Here is a 20,972-nt window from a genome sequence, read left to right on the forward strand (position 1 = left end):
CTCCTGCCGGATAAAAATATGAGGCTACTTTCCTAGCGAACAAAACTACTCTGCTCTCCGACAATAAAGCGTTTTCATTATAATTATACCTCATCACTATGATCTAACAACCATTATTCTGTTCATTTGTTGCACTATTTTGATGTATTGCCTGGCACAAATAGGCGTGGGTACCTTCCTTAAAAGGAGGGTACCCCGTATATATTGATTATGTTGCTAGTGGCACTAACTGACGAATTCAACTTCTTCTTCACCTGTATTGTCTTGAAACTGTAAACTATACAATTTCGCATACATTCCCTCTTGTGCCATTAATGCTTCATGAGTGCCTTCTTCAACAATTTCTCCCTGATCTAATACAATAATTCGTGACGCATTCCTTACAGTAGATAACCTATGCGCAATCACCAGTGTCGTCCGTCCCTGCATGAGTAAATCCAGCGACTGTTGCACAAGTTCTTCTGATTCGTTATCTAAAGCAGACGTTGCTTCATCAAGGAGCAGCAGCGGTGCTTGCCGCAAGAAAGCACGAGCAATTGCTAAACGTTGCCGTTGTCCACCGGACAGGGTCGATCCATGTTCACCAAGTATGGTATTATAGCCCTCCGGTAGCTTGGATATGAATTCCTCAGCTCCGGCAAGCCGGGCTACTTCCCTAACATCCTCCTCAGAGGCCCAATCAGCACTAAAAGCAATATTATCACGAATCGTACCAGAGAATAAGTAAGGGTTCTGCGGAACATAAGTCGTAAGTGCACGAGTCTCCTCTAATTGCTCATGAAGAGATGAACCGAAAAGCGATACACTCCCCTCATCCGGTTCATACAATCCACAGCATAGCCGGACTAATGTCGATTTCCCTGAACCACTCGGCCCAACTAAAGCGACCGTCTCACCAGGTTCAACATGTAGGTTAATTCCTTTAAAGAGCAGAGATTCTCCCCCATCAACTGAACGATGTTTAAAGTAGACATTCTGTATGCTCAGTGCGGTTTGATCCCGCGAAGGCCTACTTGGGCACTTCTGTGTTACCTTTGAATGGTCTTTCTCTGTCACCTCATGTGGAGTCGTCTTCTCTACTGTTCTTGCATCGTTCTCACTTGGCATATCCAGAACAGCAAACACACGATCCGCTGCTCCTAAGGCATCCTGTACACCGCCCCAAGTCTGCGACATGTGTACAAAAGGCCACTGCACACGCCCCATTAATATGACGAAGGCCAATACACCTCCAGATGTTGTATTTCCTTGTAACGCAGAATAAGAGATCAAAGCGGCGCAAGCTACCATGACTGTACTATTCACAAAGGAAGACGACTGCCATAAAAGTCCAGAGAAGATTGTCCTTCTACGTTGCAAGATATTTAATTGCTCACGACGCTCTACATAGCGTTCAAGTAGCGGCCCTTCCAAGCCAAACGCTCGAACAACTTTCATTCCCTGCAATATTTCCTGCAATAATCCTCTAAGCTCTCCTTCCTTCGTAAGAATATCCACCGACAATACCCGTAGTCTACGATCGAAGAAACGACCTGAGAGAAACACAACCGGACCTGATCCCAACGCCAGAAGTGCTATCCATACGTCCATGCGAGCCAAATACAAAAACGAGACAAGGCACAACAGAATATTGTACGCAAGATCAAATACAACACTCTCAACCATGCTCATAGCCTTTTCCGCATCCTTATTATTACGAGAAGATAAGTCTCCCGAATGCATGGACTGAAGGGTACGAAAAGGTAGTCGATTACTTTTATCAAATAAATTCGCCCGAAGCTCCCAGATCATTCGGAAATGGACCACAAACCGGAAGTAATGTTGTAGCATAAGGCAAACCAAAATGAGTAAACATGCAATACCACAAATCATAGTCAACCGAAGTAGAGCACTCATATCTGCACTAGTAATGGTATCAACAAATAATTGCTGAACCGTAGCGAATCCTACATCCATCACTAATTTGGCAATCAGAAGCAGCATGGCAACAATGAAACCTATCCGATACGGACGTACAAATAGTAATAATCTTCGTAGTATATGTCCAAAAGATAGACGATTGGATTTACTAGTATTCATGCCCCTACCTCTTCTCTCTGAGAATGGAGAATAGCTTTATCCAAACTTTTAGAGACCATATCCGTATATTTTCCTTCCAATGCCATAAGTTCATTGTGCGATCCAGACTCCACGACTGTTCCATCTTCTAGATAATAGATGAGGTCAGCATCTCGAATCGTTGACAAACGATGGGCTACAACCACGGTCGTCCTTTCATGCATAAGCTCTTTAAGTGCTTGTTGGACAAGCTCTTCATTATGACTATCAAGCGCTGCAGTTGGTTCGTCCAAGATCAATAAGCTCGGCTCACGTACAAATGCTCTTGCGATGGACATCCGTTGTCGTTCACCACCAGACAGGGTAAGTCCGCGTTCACCAATATGCGTCTCATACTGTTGCGGTGTCGTCATGATGAAATCATGAATTCCCGCAGCGCGTGCAGCACTCATAACATCTTCTCGTGTTGCACCTGATCTGCCCCAAGCAATATTCTCAAACAGCGTACCCGTGAACAAATAAGGGTCTTGTGATACATAAGCAATCCCTTTACGCCAATCCTTAGGATGAATATCCCGGAGCGATGTATCTCCGCAATATATCATTCCTTCATTGGGTTGATAAGTAGACATAAGGAGATTTAGAATCGTGCTCTTACCGCTACCGCTTGGACCTGCAAATGCCGTAACTTTTCCCCGCGCAATCTCAAAAGAGAGCCCTTTCAAAATATTCGCTCCTTCTCCATAACGGAAGCCTACTTGCGCAAAGACAATAGAAGGTAGTCCATCAGAAAATACATGGCTATAATCCTGACTTTGTGGCGTTATGCTGTTCGCTTCCTCCTCCAAATCAAGAATGCTAAATAAGCGATTACTTTGTGCCATGGACGATTGCAATTCAGTCCACAGACTGGAAAGCCGAGCTACAGGTTGAGAAATTTGTTCAAAGCTAATGAGAAAGGCAGCGACTGCCCCTACATCAAGATTTCCTTTAATTACGAGATAACCACCAAATGATAGAACATATAACAAACCACCGAGAATCACGGCAAAGGGCAAGTTATACCCCACTGCTTCGAACCTTGTGACTCTTAAATGAATCCGCAGGTGATCCTTGGCTCGGTTCATAAATTGCTCCTTAAGTTTCGTTGCCAGCGAAAAGGAGCGAACGACTTCAGCTCCCTGGATGGCATCTTGAATGAATGTTTGCTGCTCAGTTGCTACTTGTTGTCTCGCCTCATGCATTGCGCGAAGTTTACGAGTAAATGGAACCATAATCAAAGGAATCAAGGAACAAATGAGTATGGTGCCCAAAGTTAACATGTACTGAAGAGATATTAAATACGTGAGCATAAAGACCATCTTTAATATATTTCCGATCATATCTATCGTTTTCTCATTCATGCCCGTTTGTGCGGCTGGGGCTGAATCATTGATACGGCTAATCAGATCCGCAGAATGATACTGCTCCATATCCTCCATTCGAACCTTCATTAGCTTCGATAGCACAGAAGCCTGTAGCTTAGCTACGGATTTAAATTCCAACATACCTGATAGATAAGTTTTAGCGAAATTACCTGCTCCTTCAACCACCACCACTGCGATGGCAAAAATACCACCAGAGATGAGACCCGACATATTTCCATCCACCGTTGCATTAATGATCCGGCGCAAAGATTCTGCTAAAGCGACACTAGTCAGAGACAGAACCGCAACAACAATACATAGAATGAAGTAACGGCCCCAGTAAGGTTTCCCTAAACTAATTAATTGTTTCAAAGTTTCAGATGCGGTAGGGTTATTCTTCTTATGGTTCTCCATCTTATTCATCCAGCAGAACTTTGGACGTCAATGCTAGAAGCTCCCTCAATCGATCTGTTTTCAAATGGTAATACATCCGATGATCCGAACGCTTCATTTCTAAGAGATCCAGAAAGAACAGGAAGTTAGCATGATAGTTTACTGCTGCAGGAGTAATGCCAAGTTCAGCGGCGAGTTCTGCTCCATAACATGGTCGTTCCCGTAGTAATGAGACAAAATCCATTCGTCTTTTATCGGAGAGGGCTTTAAAGAATAACTCTACCTTCTCACGATCGGCAGCAGGTCCAAATACACGGTCATTATGGATACCAAAAAGAACCCAAGCATATATACCTTCTTCTGAGTAGATAAGATGATTATTTATTTGTGACAAAAAACTAATATGAAACGTTGTCGGTATATCATAGATAGCTGGCTCACTTTTATTCGTTTCGCGGATAAATCGCTCTGGATCGGCCATAAAAGAGTCGCCATAATGAAGCACAGATGCTTCCGATAGATCTTTAATCCGTTTCGCCCAAGGCTTATATGCGTCCTGGTAAAACTGCCGGATCAATTGCATATATCGCTGCTTGGCTTCCGGTGGATGATTGAGACATTCTAGAAGTGGTCCAATTGCTCCAGCAACTTCCGGCTGTGGTGCTGTAGCTTTCACCAACTTAATTAGTGCCGGTATATCCCTTTTCACTTCCTCCCAATAGTCCCAATTCCGTCCCTGCAGCAGCTCATCCATCTTGTCGTGATACACACCGTATACCATTCCGAACATAATGTCCTCTGCTGGAGTTTGATCCAGTTTCGATATCCACTCTTCGGCAGATTGGATCTTTGGACAATTACATATAGATGTATAGAATCCAAATTCTAAGGCTTTGTGTAGAAAGTTATACTTGAAAAAGAACTCTAGCTCTCTGAGTGTATGAGGGGATAGCCGCTCCCGGGCTTCATTATGGAATTCTAACGCGAGTGGGTCCATTTCGAACTTATATTCATTGGCTACCTCTTCCATTTGCTCTTCACATGCAACCATCCCCATGGCTATAATCAGTTCCATTGCTTCATTGTAGGCAAATGTGATGTTATTAGTTAGCATGTCTTTCATCTTATCTCACCGTCCTCATTAAGTTATCACTATATATTAGTGTGGTTTCTCAATATTCAATAATTACTTAATGTTAAAATAATCCTTTTCATAAATTTTGTCAATCCATTTATTTACACTACTATTTCTTCCATGGGTGCTAAATCTGTAGCCAAACCAAAAAGAGCCGGCTCTGTTATGAGTCGGCTCCATTCATGTATGAACTAAATAATACAAAATTATAATGCACGTACCCCGTCTTTCACTGGAATGCCGAAGTTAGGAGTCCCATCTTCATTCCAATGAAAAATCTGCGCTCTCGTATGGCGATTCGGATCATAAAGTGGATCTCCCGTAATCTCCATGTAATTGCGGGCGTGGTAGATGATCACATCTTGTCCATCCTCGGATACCGTGAAACTATTATGTCCTGGTCCATATTGGCCCGTTTCCACATTCGTTTGAAATACGGGACCCGGTGATTTCACCCATGAACGCGGGTCTAGCAAATCAGCAGAATTATCCGCTGTAAGTAATCCCATACAATAGTTATGATCGGTTGCACTCGCCGAGAAACTAATGAAGATACGACCATTTCTTTTCAGAACAGCTGCCCCTTCATTAACCTTGAAACCAATGACTTCCCAATCATACTCAGGTGTAGCGATCATCACTTGTTCTCCGGTCAATGTCCAAGGATTGCTCATCTCTGAAATATACAGATTAGAGTTACCTTCAATATTTGGATCCTTCTGCGCCCATACATAATACAATATCCCACGATGTTCAAAAGTGGTGGCATCCAGAGCAAACGATTCCCACTTCGTGTGAATCTGACCCTTTTCCTGCCAAGTACCTTCAAGGGGATTAGCGGAATTATTCTCCAGAACAAACATGCGGTGATCGAAGAGCCCTTCCTTTGTCTCTGTGGTTCTAGCTGCTGCAAAATAAATATACCATTTCTCATCAATATAATGAATTTCTGGAGCCCATATATTAGCGCTTAGTGGTCCTGATTCGTATTTTCGCCATGCTACAACAGCCTCTGCCTCTCTCAAACCCTCAAGCGTATCGGCCCTGCGAACCTCAATTCGATCGTATTCTGGTACGGAAGCAGTAAAGTAATAATAACCGTCACTATGTTTGTAGACCCATGGGTCTGCCCGCTGCTCCACTAGCGGATTGTTATATTCTCTATTTATATCCATATTGGTTTCTCCTTTAATGTCATGACAATTTTGTAGGTCAGCACCATCTCGGTACGACTGGAAAAGGACAGATAGAATCTTGAAGCCGAGCTCTAACTGCAACTAGACATCCGCAATATCGGCAAGTTGTACCATATTGTAAAGCGGGACAACTTAGACACATATCCATTCTGCTGACGTACTCCTGATCAGATACCGCAGTCCTCCCTTTTACCGCTATGGCAATCAGTAGTTCAAGCTTCTCTGGTGTTACCTTGACGCTCTCCGTACAGCCTTTACAACCTTCGAGACGTTCCATTTCCGTTCACCTCGATCTTTATTCAAAAGTCAGAACGACAACGGAAGCGGGAGGTAACTCAAATTGCAGTTGTCCATCCAACAGTGACGCACCTTCAAAATTCACTGGAGCAACCTCATTTGGCTGATCAAAAGTGTTATGTGCATTCAGCGTTGAATGAGTCAACACCTTGCCGGATACCCGTCTTCCTTCCGCACCAACAATATGACACTGGACCGCTGCGCTCTCTTCATGATGTAGATTGCATGCCGATAAATGGATAACTCCTTCAGCATTAATTGAAGCTGATACGCTTAGTTGTGGAATGGATTGTGCACCGAATGCATACAACGGACTCTCAAAATCTACATCCAGCAAATCAGCATTTTGATGAACTTTGTACATGTCGAACACGTGATAGGTTGGTGTTAGTAGCATTTTATCCCCTTCGGTCAAGACCATGGCCTGTAGAACATTCACAACCTGCGCGATATTTGCCATCTTCACGCGCTTGCTATATTTCTGGAAAATATTTAGGTTGATCCCAGCAATAAGTGCATCCCGAAGCGTATTCTGCTGATATAGGAACCCTGGATTTGTCCCAGGCTCTACATCAAACCAAGTTCCCCATTCGTCGACAATGAGCCCCACTCTGCTCTCTGGATCATACTTATCCATAATTTTCGAATGTTTGACGATCAATTCTTCCATATAAAGAGTATTTTTCATGGTTGAAAACCACTCGTTTGTTTCGAAATCAGTCGATGATCCTTTTGAACCAACCCAATTTCCCGTTGGTAAAGTGTAATAGTGCAAGCTGAGACCGTCCATCAGTCTGCCTGCTTCACGCATCATCACTTCCGTCCAGTGGTAATCATCTGAATTCGCCCCGCAGGCGATCTTATACACTTTGTTATCACCATAATTACGGACATAAGTTGAGTAATGCTTGTATAAATCCGCATAATATTCAGGGCGCATATTCCCGCCGCAGCCCCAGTTTTCATTTCCAACTCCAAAGAACTCTAAGCTCCATGGTTGATCCTTACCGTTCTCCTTACGTAGATTAGCCATCGGGGATTCCCCGTCAAATGTCATGTATTCAACCCATTGCTGCATCTCTCGAACGGTGCCACTGCCAACGTTGCCGCTAATATAGGCTTCTGTCTCAAGCAGTTCGCATAATCTCAAAAATTCATGCGTACCGAAATGATTGTTCTCCTCTACTCCACCCCAATTGTTGTTGATCATCCGAGCTCGTTGTGAATCTGGACCGATGCCGTCCATCCAGTGATATTCATCTGCAAAACAACCACCAGGCCAGCGTAGTACTGGAATGTTCAATTTCTTGAGTGCCTCTAGTACATCGATGCGGATGCCTTCAATATTTGGAATAGGTGACTTTTTACCTACCCATATTCCTTCATATATACATCTACCCAAATGTTCGGCGAATTGTCCGTACAAGTAACGGCTAATCGTCCCTTTTTTCTCATTTGCATTCAGTTTCATGTTGGTCATTTCAGCAGTCCTCGCTCTCCACTCATATATTTTATATATTTATGCAATTTGCTTAACCCTTCACTGCACCAGCCGTCATCCCATCAATAAAGTACTTTTGAAAAGCGATGAATAAAGCAAAGATAGGTACGATGGAGAAAAATGATCCTACGATCAATAGATCGTAATTATTTCCATAAGGTGTGAGTAATGTCTTGAGTCCGATAGGAAGCGTAAATTTATTACCACTACTTAGCACCATAAACGGCCATAGGAAGTTATTCCAGCTGTTCATCCCATTTAGAATGGCCATAGCAGCAAATGATGGTTTCATCACGGGCAAAATTAATTTCAGGTAAATTCCATATTCTGAAGCTCCATCTACTCTGCCGGCCGAAATAATTTCCTTCGGAATTCCTCTTAAATACTGTCTAAAGAAGAAGATCGTTGCGGCACTAGCAATCCCAGGTAGAACAATGGCAGAATATGAATTCATCAAGCCGATACTATTAGTCAATGTATATAGTGGTAACAACAAAATCTCAAAAGGTACCATCATAATTAGTAATACACAGATGAATAAGAGATTTTTACCTTTGAATTCATAGGCCGAAAATCCATAAGCCACTGTAGCACTAACAAATAACGTTAAGGTTACTTGAACTATTGTTAATAGAACTGAATTGAAAAACCATGTGAAATAGGAATGATCTCCGGTAAATAAAAATACGAAGTTATCAAAACTCATAGCGGATAGATCAAAATTTAGATTTAGTCCATTTCTGATTAAATCTGCCCCGGGTTTAAATGACGCTATCGTTATCGCATAAAAGGGAACCAGTATAAGGAAACCCACTATAGCAAAGAAAATGAAGAGGACTATTTTAAGCGCAATATTTTTATTCATATTTAATCCTCCTTCTTAAACATGCCAGAGAATGCTAATTGTGTTAAGTTAATGATCATGGTGATCGCTAGCAACACAATACCTACAGCAGCGGCATACCCAAGGTTATTCTTCTCAATCCCCTGCCGGTACAAGTAACCGACTATGGTAAGACCGATATTTTTAGGCGAATTGTTACCATTCCATAACATCATGCTCTCAATAAACATAGCCAAACCTGCGTAAATACTAATGGTTAAGACATAAATTGTTGTAGGTTTTAATAGAGGCATTGTAATTCTTGTGAATTTTTGAAAAGCGGATGCCCCGTCAATTGAAGCAGCTTCGTAATAATCGTCCGGAATATTTTTTAATCCAGATAGAAAATACAACATATTAACTCCGGTCCATCTCCATGTAGCCAATGCGATCAGAGCGATATAACCCGTAAACTGCCCCTTTAAAAATTTCATCGGCTCCATGCCAAAGAGTCCTAGAAAGCTATTGATCAAAGAACCTTCCATTTCGCCGAACATCAATCTAAAAATTGTACCGGCTACGACAACGGAAGTCAGTGCTGGAAAGAAAAACGCTGATTTGAAGAATTCTCTTCCCCACATAAATTTGTTATTAATCAAAACTGCAAACAACATAGGAAACGGTATTAATATAGCTAATGTCATGATCATGTAGATTACGCTATTAGTTACCGCTTTTAGAAAGATACCGTCACCCATCAATTTCGAATAGTTATCGAAGCCAACCCACTGGGCTTCCTGACCTAGCGTGGTCTTTTGAAAGCTCATCCCAAATGAATTACCGAGTGGATACAGCCAGAATATAATGAATACTAAGATGAACGGTAGCACGAACACGTAAGGAGCAACCTTTTGTGAGTATAAGAATTTTTTTAGCATCTCTTTACTCCTTTTTCTTAAAATAGAGAGCTACCCAGTCAGAGTAGCTCATCATTTTATCATCTTAATGCTTGATTATTTAAGATCCTGTACGATTTGCTCCTGAGCCGCATTTAACGCCTCCGTAACATCCCTACCATCTTCAAAGATTTCATTTAATGTAACTGTGCAAAGAACATTGTTAATCGTAGGGGAAGCAGAAGTAGACTTAATCAACATGATTTCATCTTTCACTTCATTCAAGACATCAAATGGATTGTTGACAAAATACTTCACGAATTGATTTTCTGGATTATGTGTTACATCTTTCATGTCCCAAACAGACATATTGATTGGGTCAAATCCGAGTGTGTTCCAAATCTCAATATTTGCATCCAATGATAATTTGGCATAAGCGATAAATTCCTTCGCCAATTGAACATCTTTGGCCGTTTTTGTTACAACCGTTGCAGTTCCGCCACCACCATATGATCTAGGCATTCCTTTTTCAAACACGGGTAGTGGAGCAATCGCGATCTTTCCAGACAGATCCGCCATATAGTTTGTGTATCTAGACATCTGCCACAAAGGCATGAATGCAGTTACATAATTTCCGGCGTTATATTCACCATAGGCTTCCTCAGTATCCGGCTGTCCTCCTGCAATAGTAGAAATAACATTGTTATCTTTCAAATCTTTTAACATAGTCAAAGCTTTGATCATTTCTGGAGAATTAACTATCGGATTTGCAGAATCATCTGTAAGATCTGCTCCTTGTTGTGCTAGAAGTAATGATTCTTGCCATACTGCACTTGTATCCGCTGTTCCCATATATTTTCCGGTTTTTTCATAGACTTGAATTCCGGCTTTTTTGAAATCATCCCATGTTACAATATCTTTATAATTGACTCCTGCTTCGTCTAAAATTTCAGTGTTATAGAATGCTACAGTTGCTCCAACGTGGGTAGACAACCCGTATACTGTTCCTTCTTTGCTATAAAGATCCAACTGAGATTGAACTATCGATTCTTTGTACTGCTCTACCACATCATTTAACGATTCTAATTGTGGTGTCCCGGCTAAAAAGTCTGGATATTTTCCAAGCTCAATATCTGAAATATCAGGAGCACCTACACCCGTTTGTAGGGCAATCGACAATTTATTGTGCATATCATCATATGGCATAACGGTAACATTCAACTTGATTTGGCGATCTGGATTAGCTACATTCCATTTCTCTAGCATTTTCTCAAAATGCTGTCCGTGCAATTCTACGAATGTCCAATAGGACAATTCCGTTGCATTCTCTCCAGCTCCAGCATCAAGGACCGATTTTTCTCCACCTGATGATGAGTTTGATGATTTCCCACATCCAGATAACACCAATATCATTGACATGATAATTAATAAAATAGCACCTTTATTCTTCATACTTAAACCCTCCCTGGAATTTCATTAGTTTTATCTACACACTTCGCATACAGTCACATTCACATCATCTAGCTACTCGTTCATTCAACAATCTGTAAGCGTTATCATGTTGTGCATAGCTTATGAAGCCTCTTTATTTCGGGAGATCGAACAACCATCATCAGCCGTTCTAGTAAATTAATTAGATTGTTCTTTTTTCAAACGAATAACATTCCATGAAGCCTTTGATAATCTCGCATTAACGTAGCCATCTTTACAAATAGCAGTCCCTTTAGAATGGGGTTTAACTTTCTCTTCAGCCGCTGTATTAACCGCTTTTAAATCCTCATGTTCGAGTACAATGTGTTCAACCAGACGATATCCCTCAAATCCACGTACATCACACTCTAGATCAAGCGACTCTTGCAGATTGCGATTAACAGCAAAGATAGTAACTTCTTCTTCCGCTTCGTTATAGACAACAGCACTATCAAGGTAAGGCACATCCGTATAATCCTGAGCATCATATACCGGCGAATCTACGATCGGCTGAAGCGAGACACCACGACCATAAATCGAAGTATGTAGATATGGATAGAATATCGTCTGCTTCCAGGCCCGTCCGCCATTCTCCGTCATAATTGGAGCGATGACATTGACCAATTGAGCCATACATGCCATCTTTACCCGATCGGCATGACGTAGGAACGTAATGAGCATACTTCCCACGAGCAGTGCATCCTCAAAATTATACACATCTTCCAATTGCGGTGGTCCTACGCTCCAAGGTTCGATTTGAGTATCGGCATCGTTTGAATGATACCAGACATTCCATTCGTCGAAGCTGAGGTACATTGTTTTTTTACTGCGTTTCTTGGCCTTGATGTAATCACAAGTAGCTGTGACCGTACGGATAAAATGCTCCATATCCATCGTCCGAGCCAAATAGTTAGCCGAATCATTGTCCCTGTTACCATAATATTGATGAAGAGAAACATAATCAGCAACCTCGTAAGTATGATCGAGTGTAACTGCTTCCCACTCTGGGAACGTTGGCATTCCCGTACTTGAACTTCCACAAGATACGAGTTCAATACTTGGATCTACGAGACGCATCGCCTTACCTGTCTCATAGGCCAACCTCCCGTACTCCTGAGGTGTCTTCTGTCCGATTTGCCAAGGGCCATCCATTTCATTGCCGAGACACCAAGTTTTGATACCATGCGGTTGTTCGTATCCATGACTCCGGCGCAAGTCACTCCAATAACTTCCACCTTTATGATTGCAATATTCTAGAAGATTTCTTGCCGCATCAACCCCGCGAGTTCCGAGATTGACAGCCATCATGACTTCAGAACCAACCTCTTTAGCCCAGTTCATAAATTCATTGGTTCCGACAAAATTTGGCTCTATCGTTCTCCAAGCTAGATCCAACCGTTTGGGCCGCTGATCTACCGGTCCCACACCATCCTCCCAATTGTACCCAGATACGAAATTACCACCTGGATAACGTATAATTGGTACATTCAATTCTCTAACTAACTGTTTGACATCGTTGCGGAAACCAAAGTTATCCGCAGTGGAATGCGTAGGCTCATAAATGCCCCCATAAACTGCCCGTCCCAGATGTTCAATAAACGAACCATAAATCCGTTGATCCACTTCGGCGATCTTAAAAGCTTTGTCTACGATCATCCTTGCTCTAGTTGCTGTTGCCGACAAATCCATCACCTTCCATTTCAAGAATTATGAATTGATTTAAAAATACTTGAATGAATACGTTTACAAGTATAAAATAACATATAAGAACCTAGATTGTAAACATAAATCTAAACCTTTTCACATTTATATAAACAAAAGTCGAAATTAGTATGAAAAAGCTCGTTTATTAGCCTTTTCTAGGAATAAATTCAGTGTGTTCGGTAATTTGATTTAGGTTTATGTGAACACAAAGCTTATAATTATGCAATTTTTAACTATTATTTGAAATTATTTTACATTTTTAGATCTGATACTTCCTTTAACGACCCAATTGGTTTATAATGATCTAAAATAAACAAAATACATATTTCCTATTGGAAGAAGGTTATCTTACATGATCTATATTAAGGATTTGATGAGCGGTATTGATATTTTCAAAGCATTAAGTTCAGAAGTAAGAATTCAAATCCTCGAATTACTAGCCAAGAATCAAGCGCTTAACTTAAATGATCTCGCCACGAAACTGAATATTAGTAATGGGGCGATAACCATGCACATCAAGAAGCTCGAAGAGAGCGGATTAATTGAGATAAATACTTCAGTTGGCAAACATGGCATTCAGAAAATTTGTTATTTGAACAAAGACAAACTCATGGTCGATCTCCGCAGCAAAGCTGTTGAGAACTTATATGAGGTAGAAATCCAAGTTGGACATTTCAGCAATTATCAAGCCATTCCTACCTGTGGATTGGCTACCAAAGACAGTATTATCGGTGATTTCGATGATCCTAGGTATTTTGCTGATCCACAACGAATCGATTCGGAGATTATTTGGTTGGCTGATGGATTTCTGGAGTATCGTATCCCTAACTACCTTAAGCCTAACCAAACTTTCCGCGAAATTCAATTTTCTATGGAGCTTGGCTCAGAAGCCCCTGGCTTCTCTGACAACTATCCATCAGACATTTATTTCTATGTGAATGGAATTGAGATCGGTTTCTGGACGAGTCCAGGAGACTTTGGAGATACGAGGGGAACCTTCAATCCAGACTGGTGGCCACCTCACCTGAATCAATATGGAATGCTGAAGCTCATCCGTATCAACAATGAAGGAAGTTTCATCGACGGGTGCCGAATTTCGGATGTCACTTTGGATCAAATCCAATTAGATTATAAAAGTGAGTTGACCTTCCGGATCGCAGTCACCGACAGCCCCATCAATAAACGTGGCCTGACCATTTACGGTAAAAATTTCGGCAACTACAGCCAAGATCTGTTGGCTCGAGTGTTGTATGATGTGCATGAGTTATAAGATGAACAGGGTCCTCCACTATATTGATGGAGGACCCTGTTTATTATATATGGACGTTTTACTCCCAGTCCTGTATTGCAACACTTCTTGTCGTTTATAACGATGTTTACAACTGAGGCAAACTTGATAATAACACCTAGATTATTTCCAGTTAATTATTGTAATGATAGATATTCTACCAAATTATCGGGAGGTTTTCCCGGTAAAAGAACAATTACCCTTTTAAGATCCCCGGTACTGGAGTTACTCCGAATGCCTTCGCCAAATCGATAAGCTCCTGATCCGTAATTCTTTGCTTGATCTCATGATGAGCGACTAGCATATAGATTTGCGCTGCCTTCTCCACCGTTTCAATTAGCCCAAATGTCTCATCCATCGTCGAACCTGTACCGAAAATACCATGTTGCGGCCAAATTACTACCCGGCGCTCTTTCATTTTATCGGCAGTTGCTCGGCCGATTTCATTACTACCAGGCACCATCCAAGGAATCACGCTGACGCCGTCTGGGAACACAACGAGACATTCCGTACACATTTCCCATAACGTCTTGGTTAACTTATTCTCATCCAGATCATGAATGAACGTCATTGCTAGAGCATTTGTTGCATGACAGTGCATCACGATGCGGTGGGAAGGATCTACTTTTAGGCGCTCAATATGACTCATAAAATGCGAAGCTAGCTCACTAGTAGGAACAGCTCCATCACGAAGTCCCCATAGTACCTCTACGCTATCCCCACTTGCGGATACCCGAATTACACCCAAGTTAGCTTCTGGATTAGAGATCACGTTTCTGAAATACTTACCTGAACCCGTGACGATAAAGTATTTACCCGCTAGTTCCTGAACAGGGAAAGAGAGCTTGATACTTCGATCTGCCTGCCCGATGTGAATGTACTTGGCAACTTCTGCTTCATCTAACAAGTAACTAATGTTACCGCCATTACGTTCGTCCCAACCTAGGTTCCACATATGGTAAGTGATCTCTGCCATTTCTTTAATAAAAGGCGCTTCTGTCTGTGCTATATAACCTGCTGTTTCTTCAATAGTTAGTTTGCTCATAATAGGTTCTCTCCTCTAAATGTATTTTCTTTATAGCTTCTACAGTATTTTTTTGAATAAAGTGATAACTTCTTCTTTCGTTGGTATGAACGGATTGCCTGGTGCGCAGGCATCTTTCATCGCATTTTCAGCTAATAGATCCAAATCGACCTCATTCACACCAAGCTCCGATAGTTTAGAGGGAATCCCAACCTCTTTCGAGAGAGCCTTGATCGCTTCGACAACGAAGTCTGCACACTCTTTATCTGATTTTCCAGCCACTTCACAACCAATCGCTTTGGCAATATTGCGGAATTTCTCTGGTACATATTTAGCGTTCTCCTCTTCCACATATGGAAGTAGCATTGCATTACACACACCATGAGGTAGGTCGTAAACTCCGCCAAGTTGATGCGCCATCGCGTGCACATACCCCAGACCCGCATTATTGAAAGCAAGTCCGCCTAGGAAAATAGCATAAACCATTTGTTCCCGAGCTTCGATATCATGTCCGTTCTTCACGGTTCGTGGTAAGTAGTTAAAAATAATTTCAACAGCTGCCAATGCCGTTGCATCCGTTACGGGATATGCTCCTGGTGTAACGAGTGCCTCAATCGCATGGGTTAATGCATCCATTCCTGTAGCAGCAGTTAAGTCGGCTGGCTTATCGACCATTAGTTCAGGGTCATTAACCGAGATGGTGGCCAAACTGTTCTTATCGACCATCACCATTTTGACCTTACGATCTTCATCGGTAATGACATAGTTAACGGTTACTTCACTTGAAGTACCGGAAGTTGTATTGATCGCAACGATCGGCAATGACTTATTGGCTGACTTATGAGCTCCTTCGTACTGTGTAATATGACCGCCATTTGTAGCAATAATCCCGATTGCTTTCGCTGTGTCCTGCGGTGAACCACCACCAATGGATATGAGAAAATCACAATCGTTAGCTATCAGGAAATCAACGCCATCATGTACATTTTTGCAAGTCGGGTTTGGCTTAACATCATCATAAATAGCGTATGGAATGCCCGCTCCGTCCAATATTGTAAGTACTTTGGCCGCGATCCCACATTTCATGAGGAACTTGTCAGTTACAACAAGTGCTTTCCGTAGCTTCAACTCCTGAATGTACGGACCGATATCACCCAGACATCCCTTGCCCATAATGTTAATTGACGGAACATAGTAAACACGTGTACTCATTCTCAATAAGCCTCCCATGTCATCTTTAGTTCATCACATATTTTGATAATTGATCGATAACTGCCATTTACAATTTCATCCTACCTTCGTAAATCTTTGTTGTCAACAAAATAAAGATATTTTATGTTGTTTTATTTTGTTTGTTGTTTTGTTTGTGACAGTTGCCAACAAAACTGTTTTATCGTTATGATAGAGAAAACAGTCTTGAGCTTTACAGGACATGAGATAAATATGAGGTGATGAGTATGTTGGCTCCAGAAAGAAGACAGAGAATAATCGACCTGATCCATCAGGACAAGCGCGTGCTTGTATCTGACTTAAGTAAAATGTTCGATGTAACGGAAGAGACGATCCGTCGTGATCTCGAAAAGTTGGAGAAGGAAGGTATTTTAAGCCGTACATATGGCGGAGCCGTGCTGAACAGACATACTAACGAAGACCTTCCCTATACAACACGTAATACAATTAATATGGATATGAAACGAGAAATAGCTCTGAAAGCCATGGATCTGATCAATGATGGAGATACGCTAATGGTTGATCCTAGCTCCACCTCATTTGAATTTATGAAAACGCTAAATAACAAAAATAACCTAACCGTCATCACGAATTCGATCAACATCCTACACGAATTCGCTAGTTCGGCTTTAAACATCATCTCCACAGGTGGTTCGCTTCGTTCTCGCTCTTTGTCACTAGTTGGACCAACTGCACATGATACCGTGCAGAAATATAATGTGGATACCGCCGTCATTGGCTGCAAGGGATTGTCGCTTGATAAAGGCATCTCGGATTCCAACGAACCCGAGTGTGAGTTGAAGAAATATATGCTGAGCCATGCCGACCGGATCATTCTACTGGCTGACCATACCAAATTCGATAAAACGGCCTTCGTTAAGCTAGCAGATTTGGAACAAATCGACTATCTAATCACAGATCGTAAGCCATCTGCGGAGTGGTTGGAGTTGTTGGGGCGTAAAAATATCGAAGTGGTGTATTAGAATTGCGGTGAAAAGAAGAGCAGAGTAGGGAAAAGGTGCGATTGGGGCGCTTCGTTGGTCGTTGATCTTTCGATCGTTGTTGCCGTGTGATTGTTTTCTATTGGATAATACCCTATGGGGTTACAATCACACGGCAAAGACGAACGTGACATCTCAAGCCCTATAGACAGGTGGTTTTTTGAATATGTTAACAAAATTAGCGAGTAGCCTAGGGCGAAATGATGAGGAGCCTAATATTGAGTTAGCTGTTGAACTTTGTGAGACTAACAATATTAAAGGCATCGAGGAAATTGTTCATGGATTAAAGAGTACAGATAAAGCCATCGCGAATGATTGTATTAAAGTACTATATGAAATCGGCAGTAGAAAGCCTGAATTGATTGCGGAATATACTGAAGACTTTATCTCACTTCTACTCTCCAAAAACAACCGTTTGGCTTGGGGAAGCATGACAGCATTGGCAACGATAGCTGACTTAAGTGCGGATGAAATATACAGTAAGTTGGATATTGTTAAAAAAGCCTATGAGGCGGGCAGTGTTATTACTGTAGATAACAGTATCACTGTATTGGCGAAGCTCTGCAAAGCGAATGAACTATATCAGGAAGAAGTATTTCCATTTCTAATGCAGCATTTAGCTACTTGCAGGTCGAAAGAGGTCCCTCAACACGCTGAGAGAATGATGATATGTATTACGGCTGATAATACCAAAGAGTTTGTAAGGGTTTTAGAAAAACGAAAAGATGATTTGACGGATTCACAGAGCAAGAGATTAAATAAAATCATCAAATCGTTATCGAAATAATAGCTCAAAACCAAAATCAGCGGGAGACAGCCCTACGGTGTGAAGCAGCGTTACGTTTTGTAAACCACTGATTTTTTTAGATTGCGCCAAACTTCACCATATAAACTACCCTTCCAATAGATGCAACTATCGTCATCTTCTATCGGACGGGCAATTTGTATGTCAAAACACATGCCGCAGTAACAATATCCTGCCTTCTAAATTATCTGTTCTGTCACCATCGTATCAAATTTATTTGCCAAACGAGAACAAACGTTCTATAATATAGTAAAAATTAGGTGGTGACAGCTTAGTATGGAATTGAATATAAGTATGGATGAACGTATGAAGTTTTATAATGTATCTGGCTTAAGCATAGCTCTAATAGGCAATGGTCAAATTAGTACAGCTGAAGGCTTTGGTGTTCTTGAATCAGGAACCAATAACAGGGTAAGTAATCATTCAATTTTTCATGCCTGTTCAATAAGTAAATTTATAACTTCAATGCTAGTTTTGAAGTTAATAGAATTAGGTATGCTCGATTTAGATGAAGATATAAATAATAGGCTTACTTCTTGGAAGGTTCCCACGAATGAATTTACTCTGGACAAAAAAGTCACCCTTCGAACATTACTAAGTCATCAATCGGGGATCATCGATCCTGAAGGAAGCTTTGGTGAATTTGATTCCACGCAAGGGATTCCTACCATGGTTGAATTATTAGAGGGAAAAACCGCTTATTGTAAAGAAGCAATTCAAGTTCAGTATGAACCTGGGAGTGACTTTCAATATTCAGATGCTGGATTTTGTATCATACAACAACTGATAGAAGATGCTTCAGGAAGGCCCTTTGAGGTTATGGTAACAGAACATATATTTAGACCGTTAAATATGAATAACAGCACATTTGTTGTGCAGTACATATCAGAAGTAATAAACGATGATTTTTCTTGTGGACATAACAAAAATGGACATGTGGTTGATAGCAAGTATCCGATATATCCTTTTCCCGCAGCTGCTGGATTGTGGTCAACACCCTCAGATTTAGCCATTTTGGTGGTGGAATTAATGAATTCCTTACAAGGTAGAAGTAACTTGGGACTATCTCAAAGTAAGGCAAAGGAGTTTATTACTTCTCAAGGATGTAAAGAGTGGACTGGACTTGGGGTGTTTCTAGATGGTGCAGAACAAGAACTTAAAATTTCTTCGCTAGGTTGGGGTGTAGGATTTCAATGTATGCTGGTGGCGTATCCATATAAGGGGACTGGTGCAGTCATTATGACAAATGCAGATTTAGGTGTTCATCAATTACAGGGGATCATTGGGGAAATATTCAATTCACTAACGTTATAATTCTCTCTTAAATAACAAGGGAGCACTTTCAAATTCATGAAAGCCCCCCTTGTTGTTACATATTTTTTTCATATTAACTTATGTCGATCCTAGTATTTCTTAAATATTCCAAACGGTTTCCCTACTGGTAAAAAGACACGACCGAAATGTGTATTCAATACAGCAGCGCCACAACCGTATAGCGACATAATTGCAATTCCTAACTCAGCGATAGCCGCTACAGTATGGAAAGCTCCTCCACCTACTCCAAAAGAGTCTAGTGTCAATCCAAGGAACAAGAAATCAATGAGCACAAAGATGGTAAACAACACTTTATGCGTCTCCATAGCCCCAAGAGTCATGAACAAGGTGAATACTAAGTACCCAAGAAAAGCGAAGCCCATTTGTTTCACATCGATAGTAGACGCCAGTTCAGGACCGAATACACCGAGTTTGATCAACCAACTGGTCCCCATGGCAAACCAGAAAAAGGCGTATGCGCCAAATGCGGTCATGCCGAAGGTATTGTTGTGCTTAGCATCTTGAATGCAAGCGAACAATTGTGCAAAAGCCCCGAGAAATATAGCCCAAGGAATGACATAACTCAATCCTGAAGTAATCTCAAGCTTTTGTGAAGATGCCACAAGTGTGACGATGGCCAGTCCAAACAGGCCGATAGCGCTAGGATCCGCACTAACAATTTTCACGTTTTGATAAGACTGCGATGACATGAAGAATGAAGCCTCCGATACAATAAATTTCAACTGACATATCATATCATACCTAATACAAATTGCATAAAGGAATTAGCAACCTTTTTTGAACATTTTGTATAATCTTATATTATATCCCCGATTAACAGTGAATGGTGGCGGAAAAGTATGAGGGGTTCACTCAATAGAAATCCGCACAAAAAACACAGTAGCATTTCTCATAGGAGCTGCCGCTGTGTTTTAAACTTTAATGATTCAGTTATGTTTTACTGCGTAATAACACCCTTTTTCAAAATAATATTAGCATAAAGCGCCCTTTCACCTGTCGATACGATCGTATATGCTTTTTTCGCCCGCTCATAAAAAGCGAACCGTTCCACTTCCTCAAACACATCTGCTACCGGGTGATGATCACTCACAATTTGCTTATACTGCCGCCAAATCGGTGTCTCTACCGTATCTCCGGGCGTTACGGCCATCAGCGACACAGGACGATCCACATAGGTATCCAAAGGATACAGCGGGAGCACTGCGTTCAGCAATTCTGGTATTCCATGCCCGTCGCAACGCACAAGGCGTTGGGCATGACTGGCTGCTGGAAAGTTGCCATCGGCAAATACTATTTCATCGGAGTGACCCATTTCCATCAAAACTTTGATCAATTCTGGTGATATCAAGTTAGAAATTCCTTTTAGCATACATAGCCCTCCCGTAAAAGTTGATTCTTTGCGTAGAGCTC

18 protein-coding genes are annotated in these 20,972 nt (G+C 41.4%); 4 read left to right on the top strand and 14 right to left on the bottom strand.

Annotation, left to right across the window (positions count from 1 at the left end):
- Window positions 1-225 precede the first annotated feature (225 nt).
- The 10 genes from NST85_RS21690 to arfA form a co-directional block, all read right to left on the bottom strand.
- The gene (locus NST85_RS21690; RefSeq protein WP_341190359.1) at window positions 226-2,079 is read right to left on the bottom strand and encodes an ABC transporter ATP-binding protein; all 1,854 of its coding nucleotides are present in this window, start codon (window positions 2,077-2,079) and stop codon (window positions 226-228) included.
- Complete coding sequence (locus tag NST85_RS21695; protein WP_341190360.1) at window positions 2,076-3,887, bottom strand: ABC transporter ATP-binding protein; 1,812 nt, start codon at window positions 3,885-3,887, stop codon at window positions 2,076-2,078. Before NST85_RS21695 ends, NST85_RS21690 begins: the two co-directional genes overlap by 4 nt.
- The gene (locus NST85_RS21700; RefSeq protein WP_341190361.1) at window positions 3,880-4,980 is read right to left on the bottom strand and encodes an ArsR/SmtB family transcription factor; all 1,101 of its coding nucleotides are present in this window, start codon (window positions 4,978-4,980) and stop codon (window positions 3,880-3,882) included. The genes NST85_RS21695 and NST85_RS21700 overlap by 8 nt, the downstream gene beginning before the upstream one ends.
- Window positions 4,981-5,198: 218 nt before the next feature.
- Window positions 5,199-6,167, bottom strand: a complete 969-nt coding sequence (locus NST85_RS21705) for a glycoside hydrolase family 43 protein (protein WP_341190362.1) — start codon at window positions 6,165-6,167, stop codon at window positions 5,199-5,201.
- A 37-nt stretch (window positions 6,168-6,204) separates the two neighbouring features.
- Complete coding sequence (locus NST85_RS21710) at window positions 6,205-6,465, bottom strand: hypothetical protein (protein ID WP_341190363.1); 261 nt, start codon at window positions 6,463-6,465, stop codon at window positions 6,205-6,207.
- An 18-nt stretch (window positions 6,466-6,483) separates the two neighbouring features.
- Complete coding sequence (locus NST85_RS21715) at window positions 6,484-7,965, bottom strand: alpha-N-arabinofuranosidase (protein WP_341190364.1); 1,482 nt, start codon at window positions 7,963-7,965, stop codon at window positions 6,484-6,486.
- 52 nt (window positions 7,966-8,017) lie between these two features.
- The gene (locus NST85_RS21720) at window positions 8,018-8,851 is read right to left on the bottom strand and encodes a carbohydrate ABC transporter permease (protein ID WP_341190365.1); all 834 of its coding nucleotides are present in this window, start codon (window positions 8,849-8,851) and stop codon (window positions 8,018-8,020) included.
- A 2-nt stretch (window positions 8,852-8,853) separates the two neighbouring features.
- Window positions 8,854-9,747, bottom strand: coding sequence for a carbohydrate ABC transporter permease (locus tag NST85_RS21725; RefSeq protein WP_127192204.1), 894 nt, complete (start codon window positions 9,745-9,747; stop codon window positions 8,854-8,856).
- 75 nt (window positions 9,748-9,822) lie between these two features.
- Window positions 9,823-11,157, bottom strand: coding sequence for an ABC transporter substrate-binding protein (locus NST85_RS21730; RefSeq protein WP_341190366.1), 1,335 nt, complete (start codon window positions 11,155-11,157; stop codon window positions 9,823-9,825).
- A 177-nt stretch (window positions 11,158-11,334) separates the two neighbouring features.
- Window positions 11,335-12,831 carry an arabinosylfuranosidase ArfA gene (gene arfA / locus NST85_RS21735; protein ID WP_341190367.1) on the bottom strand — a complete coding sequence of 499 codons (1,497 nt, stop codon included), beginning with the start codon at window positions 12,829-12,831 and terminating at the stop codon, window positions 11,335-11,337.
- 400 nt (window positions 12,832-13,231) lie between these two features.
- Between arfA and NST85_RS21740 the strand changes: the two genes are divergently transcribed.
- Window positions 13,232-14,149 (top strand): ArsR/SmtB family transcription factor, encoded by a 918-nt coding sequence (locus NST85_RS21740; RefSeq protein ID WP_341190368.1) that lies wholly within the window; start codon window positions 13,232-13,234, stop codon window positions 14,147-14,149.
- A 214-nt stretch (window positions 14,150-14,363) separates the two neighbouring features.
- Here the strand turns inward: NST85_RS21740 and rhaD are convergent, their stop codons facing one another.
- Window positions 14,364-15,212, bottom strand: coding sequence for a rhamnulose-1-phosphate aldolase (rhaD, locus tag NST85_RS21745; RefSeq protein ID WP_341190369.1), 849 nt, complete (start codon window positions 15,210-15,212; stop codon window positions 14,364-14,366).
- 39 nt (window positions 15,213-15,251) lie between these two features.
- On the bottom strand, window positions 15,252-16,403 hold the full coding sequence (locus NST85_RS21750) for an iron-containing alcohol dehydrogenase (protein WP_341190370.1): 1,152 nt from the start codon (window positions 16,401-16,403) through the stop codon (window positions 15,252-15,254).
- A 245-nt stretch (window positions 16,404-16,648) separates the two neighbouring features.
- Here NST85_RS21750 and NST85_RS21755 point away from each other — a divergent pair, with 245 nt between their 5' ends.
- The 3 genes from NST85_RS21755 to NST85_RS21765 all read left to right on the top strand — a co-directional run bounded on the left by NST85_RS21755 (window position 16,649) and on the right by NST85_RS21765 (window position 19,541).
- Window positions 16,649-17,404, top strand: coding sequence for a DeoR/GlpR family DNA-binding transcription regulator (locus NST85_RS21755; protein WP_341190371.1), 756 nt, complete (start codon window positions 16,649-16,651; stop codon window positions 17,402-17,404).
- A 184-nt stretch (window positions 17,405-17,588) separates the two neighbouring features.
- Window positions 17,589-18,209: a hypothetical protein gene (locus NST85_RS21760; RefSeq protein ID WP_341190372.1), complete on the top strand. Its 621-nt coding sequence runs from the start codon at window positions 17,589-17,591 to the stop codon at window positions 18,207-18,209.
- Between the two features lie 294 nt (window positions 18,210-18,503).
- Window positions 18,504-19,541 carry a serine hydrolase domain-containing protein gene (locus tag NST85_RS21765; RefSeq protein ID WP_127192196.1) on the top strand — a complete coding sequence of 346 codons (1,038 nt, stop codon included), beginning with the start codon at window positions 18,504-18,506 and terminating at the stop codon, window positions 19,539-19,541.
- An 89-nt stretch (window positions 19,542-19,630) separates the two neighbouring features.
- On the opposite strand, the gene NST85_RS21770 is transcribed toward NST85_RS21765, so the two are convergent.
- Window positions 19,631-20,251 carry an acetate uptake transporter gene (locus tag NST85_RS21770; protein ID WP_127192195.1) on the bottom strand — a complete coding sequence of 207 codons (621 nt, stop codon included), beginning with the start codon at window positions 20,249-20,251 and terminating at the stop codon, window positions 19,631-19,633.
- A gap of 248 nt (window positions 20,252-20,499) precedes the next feature.
- Complete coding sequence (gene fucU, locus NST85_RS21775; RefSeq protein ID WP_341190373.1) at window positions 20,500-20,931, bottom strand: L-fucose mutarotase; 432 nt, start codon at window positions 20,929-20,931, stop codon at window positions 20,500-20,502.
- Between the last annotated feature and the right edge of the window lie 41 nt (window positions 20,932-20,972).

The sequence above is a fragment of the Paenibacillus sp. FSL K6-2524 genome, from assembly GCF_038005525.1.
GTDB classification, from domain to species: Bacteria; Bacillota; Bacilli; order Paenibacillales; family Paenibacillaceae; genus Fontibacillus; species Fontibacillus anaericanus.

What these genes read in the sequence shown, in the direction of transcription:
- NST85_RS21765 (WP_127192196.1), top strand. Translation starts at nt 18,504, where the DNA reads ATGGAATTGAATATAAGTATGGATGAACGTATGAAGTTTTATAATGTA.
- NST85_RS21755 (WP_341190371.1), top strand. Translation starts at nt 16,649, where the DNA reads ATGTTGGCTCCAGAAAGAAGACAGAGAATAATCGACCTGATCCATCAG.
- NST85_RS21725 (WP_127192204.1), bottom strand. Translation starts at nt 9,747, where the DNA reads ATGCTAAAAAAATTCTTATACTCACAAAAGGTTGCTCCTTACGTGTTC.
- NST85_RS21760 (WP_341190372.1), top strand. Translation starts at nt 17,589, where the DNA reads ATGTTAACAAAATTAGCGAGTAGCCTAGGGCGAAATGATGAGGAGCCT.
- NST85_RS21710 (WP_341190363.1), bottom strand. Translation starts at nt 6,465, where the DNA reads ATGGAACGTCTCGAAGGTTGTAAAGGCTGTACGGAGAGCGTCAAGGTA.
- fucU (WP_341190373.1), bottom strand. Translation starts at nt 20,931, where the DNA reads ATGCTAAAAGGAATTTCTAACTTGATATCACCAGAATTGATCAAAGTT.
- NST85_RS21700 (WP_341190361.1), bottom strand. Translation starts at nt 4,980, where the DNA reads ATGAAAGACATGCTAACTAATAACATCACATTTGCCTACAATGAAGCA.
- NST85_RS21715 (WP_341190364.1), bottom strand. Translation starts at nt 7,965, where the DNA reads ATGACCAACATGAAACTGAATGCAAATGAGAAAAAAGGGACGATTAGC.
- NST85_RS21690 (WP_341190359.1), bottom strand. Translation starts at nt 2,079, where the DNA reads ATGAATACTAGTAAATCCAATCGTCTATCTTTTGGACATATACTACGA.
- NST85_RS21695 (WP_341190360.1), bottom strand. Translation starts at nt 3,887, where the DNA reads ATGAATAAGATGGAGAACCATAAGAAGAATAACCCTACCGCATCTGAA.
- NST85_RS21705 (WP_341190362.1), bottom strand. Translation starts at nt 6,167, where the DNA reads ATGGATATAAATAGAGAATATAACAATCCGCTAGTGGAGCAGCGGGCA.
- NST85_RS21770 (WP_127192195.1), bottom strand. Translation starts at nt 20,251, where the DNA reads ATGTCATCGCAGTCTTATCAAAACGTGAAAATTGTTAGTGCGGATCCT.
- arfA (WP_341190367.1), bottom strand. Translation starts at nt 12,831, where the DNA reads ATGATCGTAGACAAAGCTTTTAAGATCGCCGAAGTGGATCAACGGATT.
- NST85_RS21730 (WP_341190366.1), bottom strand. Translation starts at nt 11,157, where the DNA reads ATGAAGAATAAAGGTGCTATTTTATTAATTATCATGTCAATGATATTG.
- NST85_RS21720 (WP_341190365.1), bottom strand. Translation starts at nt 8,851, where the DNA reads ATGAATAAAAATATTGCGCTTAAAATAGTCCTCTTCATTTTCTTTGCT.
- rhaD (WP_341190369.1), bottom strand. Translation starts at nt 15,212, where the DNA reads ATGAGCAAACTAACTATTGAAGAAACAGCAGGTTATATAGCACAGACA.
- NST85_RS21740 (WP_341190368.1), top strand. Translation starts at nt 13,232, where the DNA reads ATGATCTATATTAAGGATTTGATGAGCGGTATTGATATTTTCAAAGCA.
- NST85_RS21750 (WP_341190370.1), bottom strand. Translation starts at nt 16,403, where the DNA reads ATGAGTACACGTGTTTACTATGTTCCGTCAATTAACATTATGGGCAAG.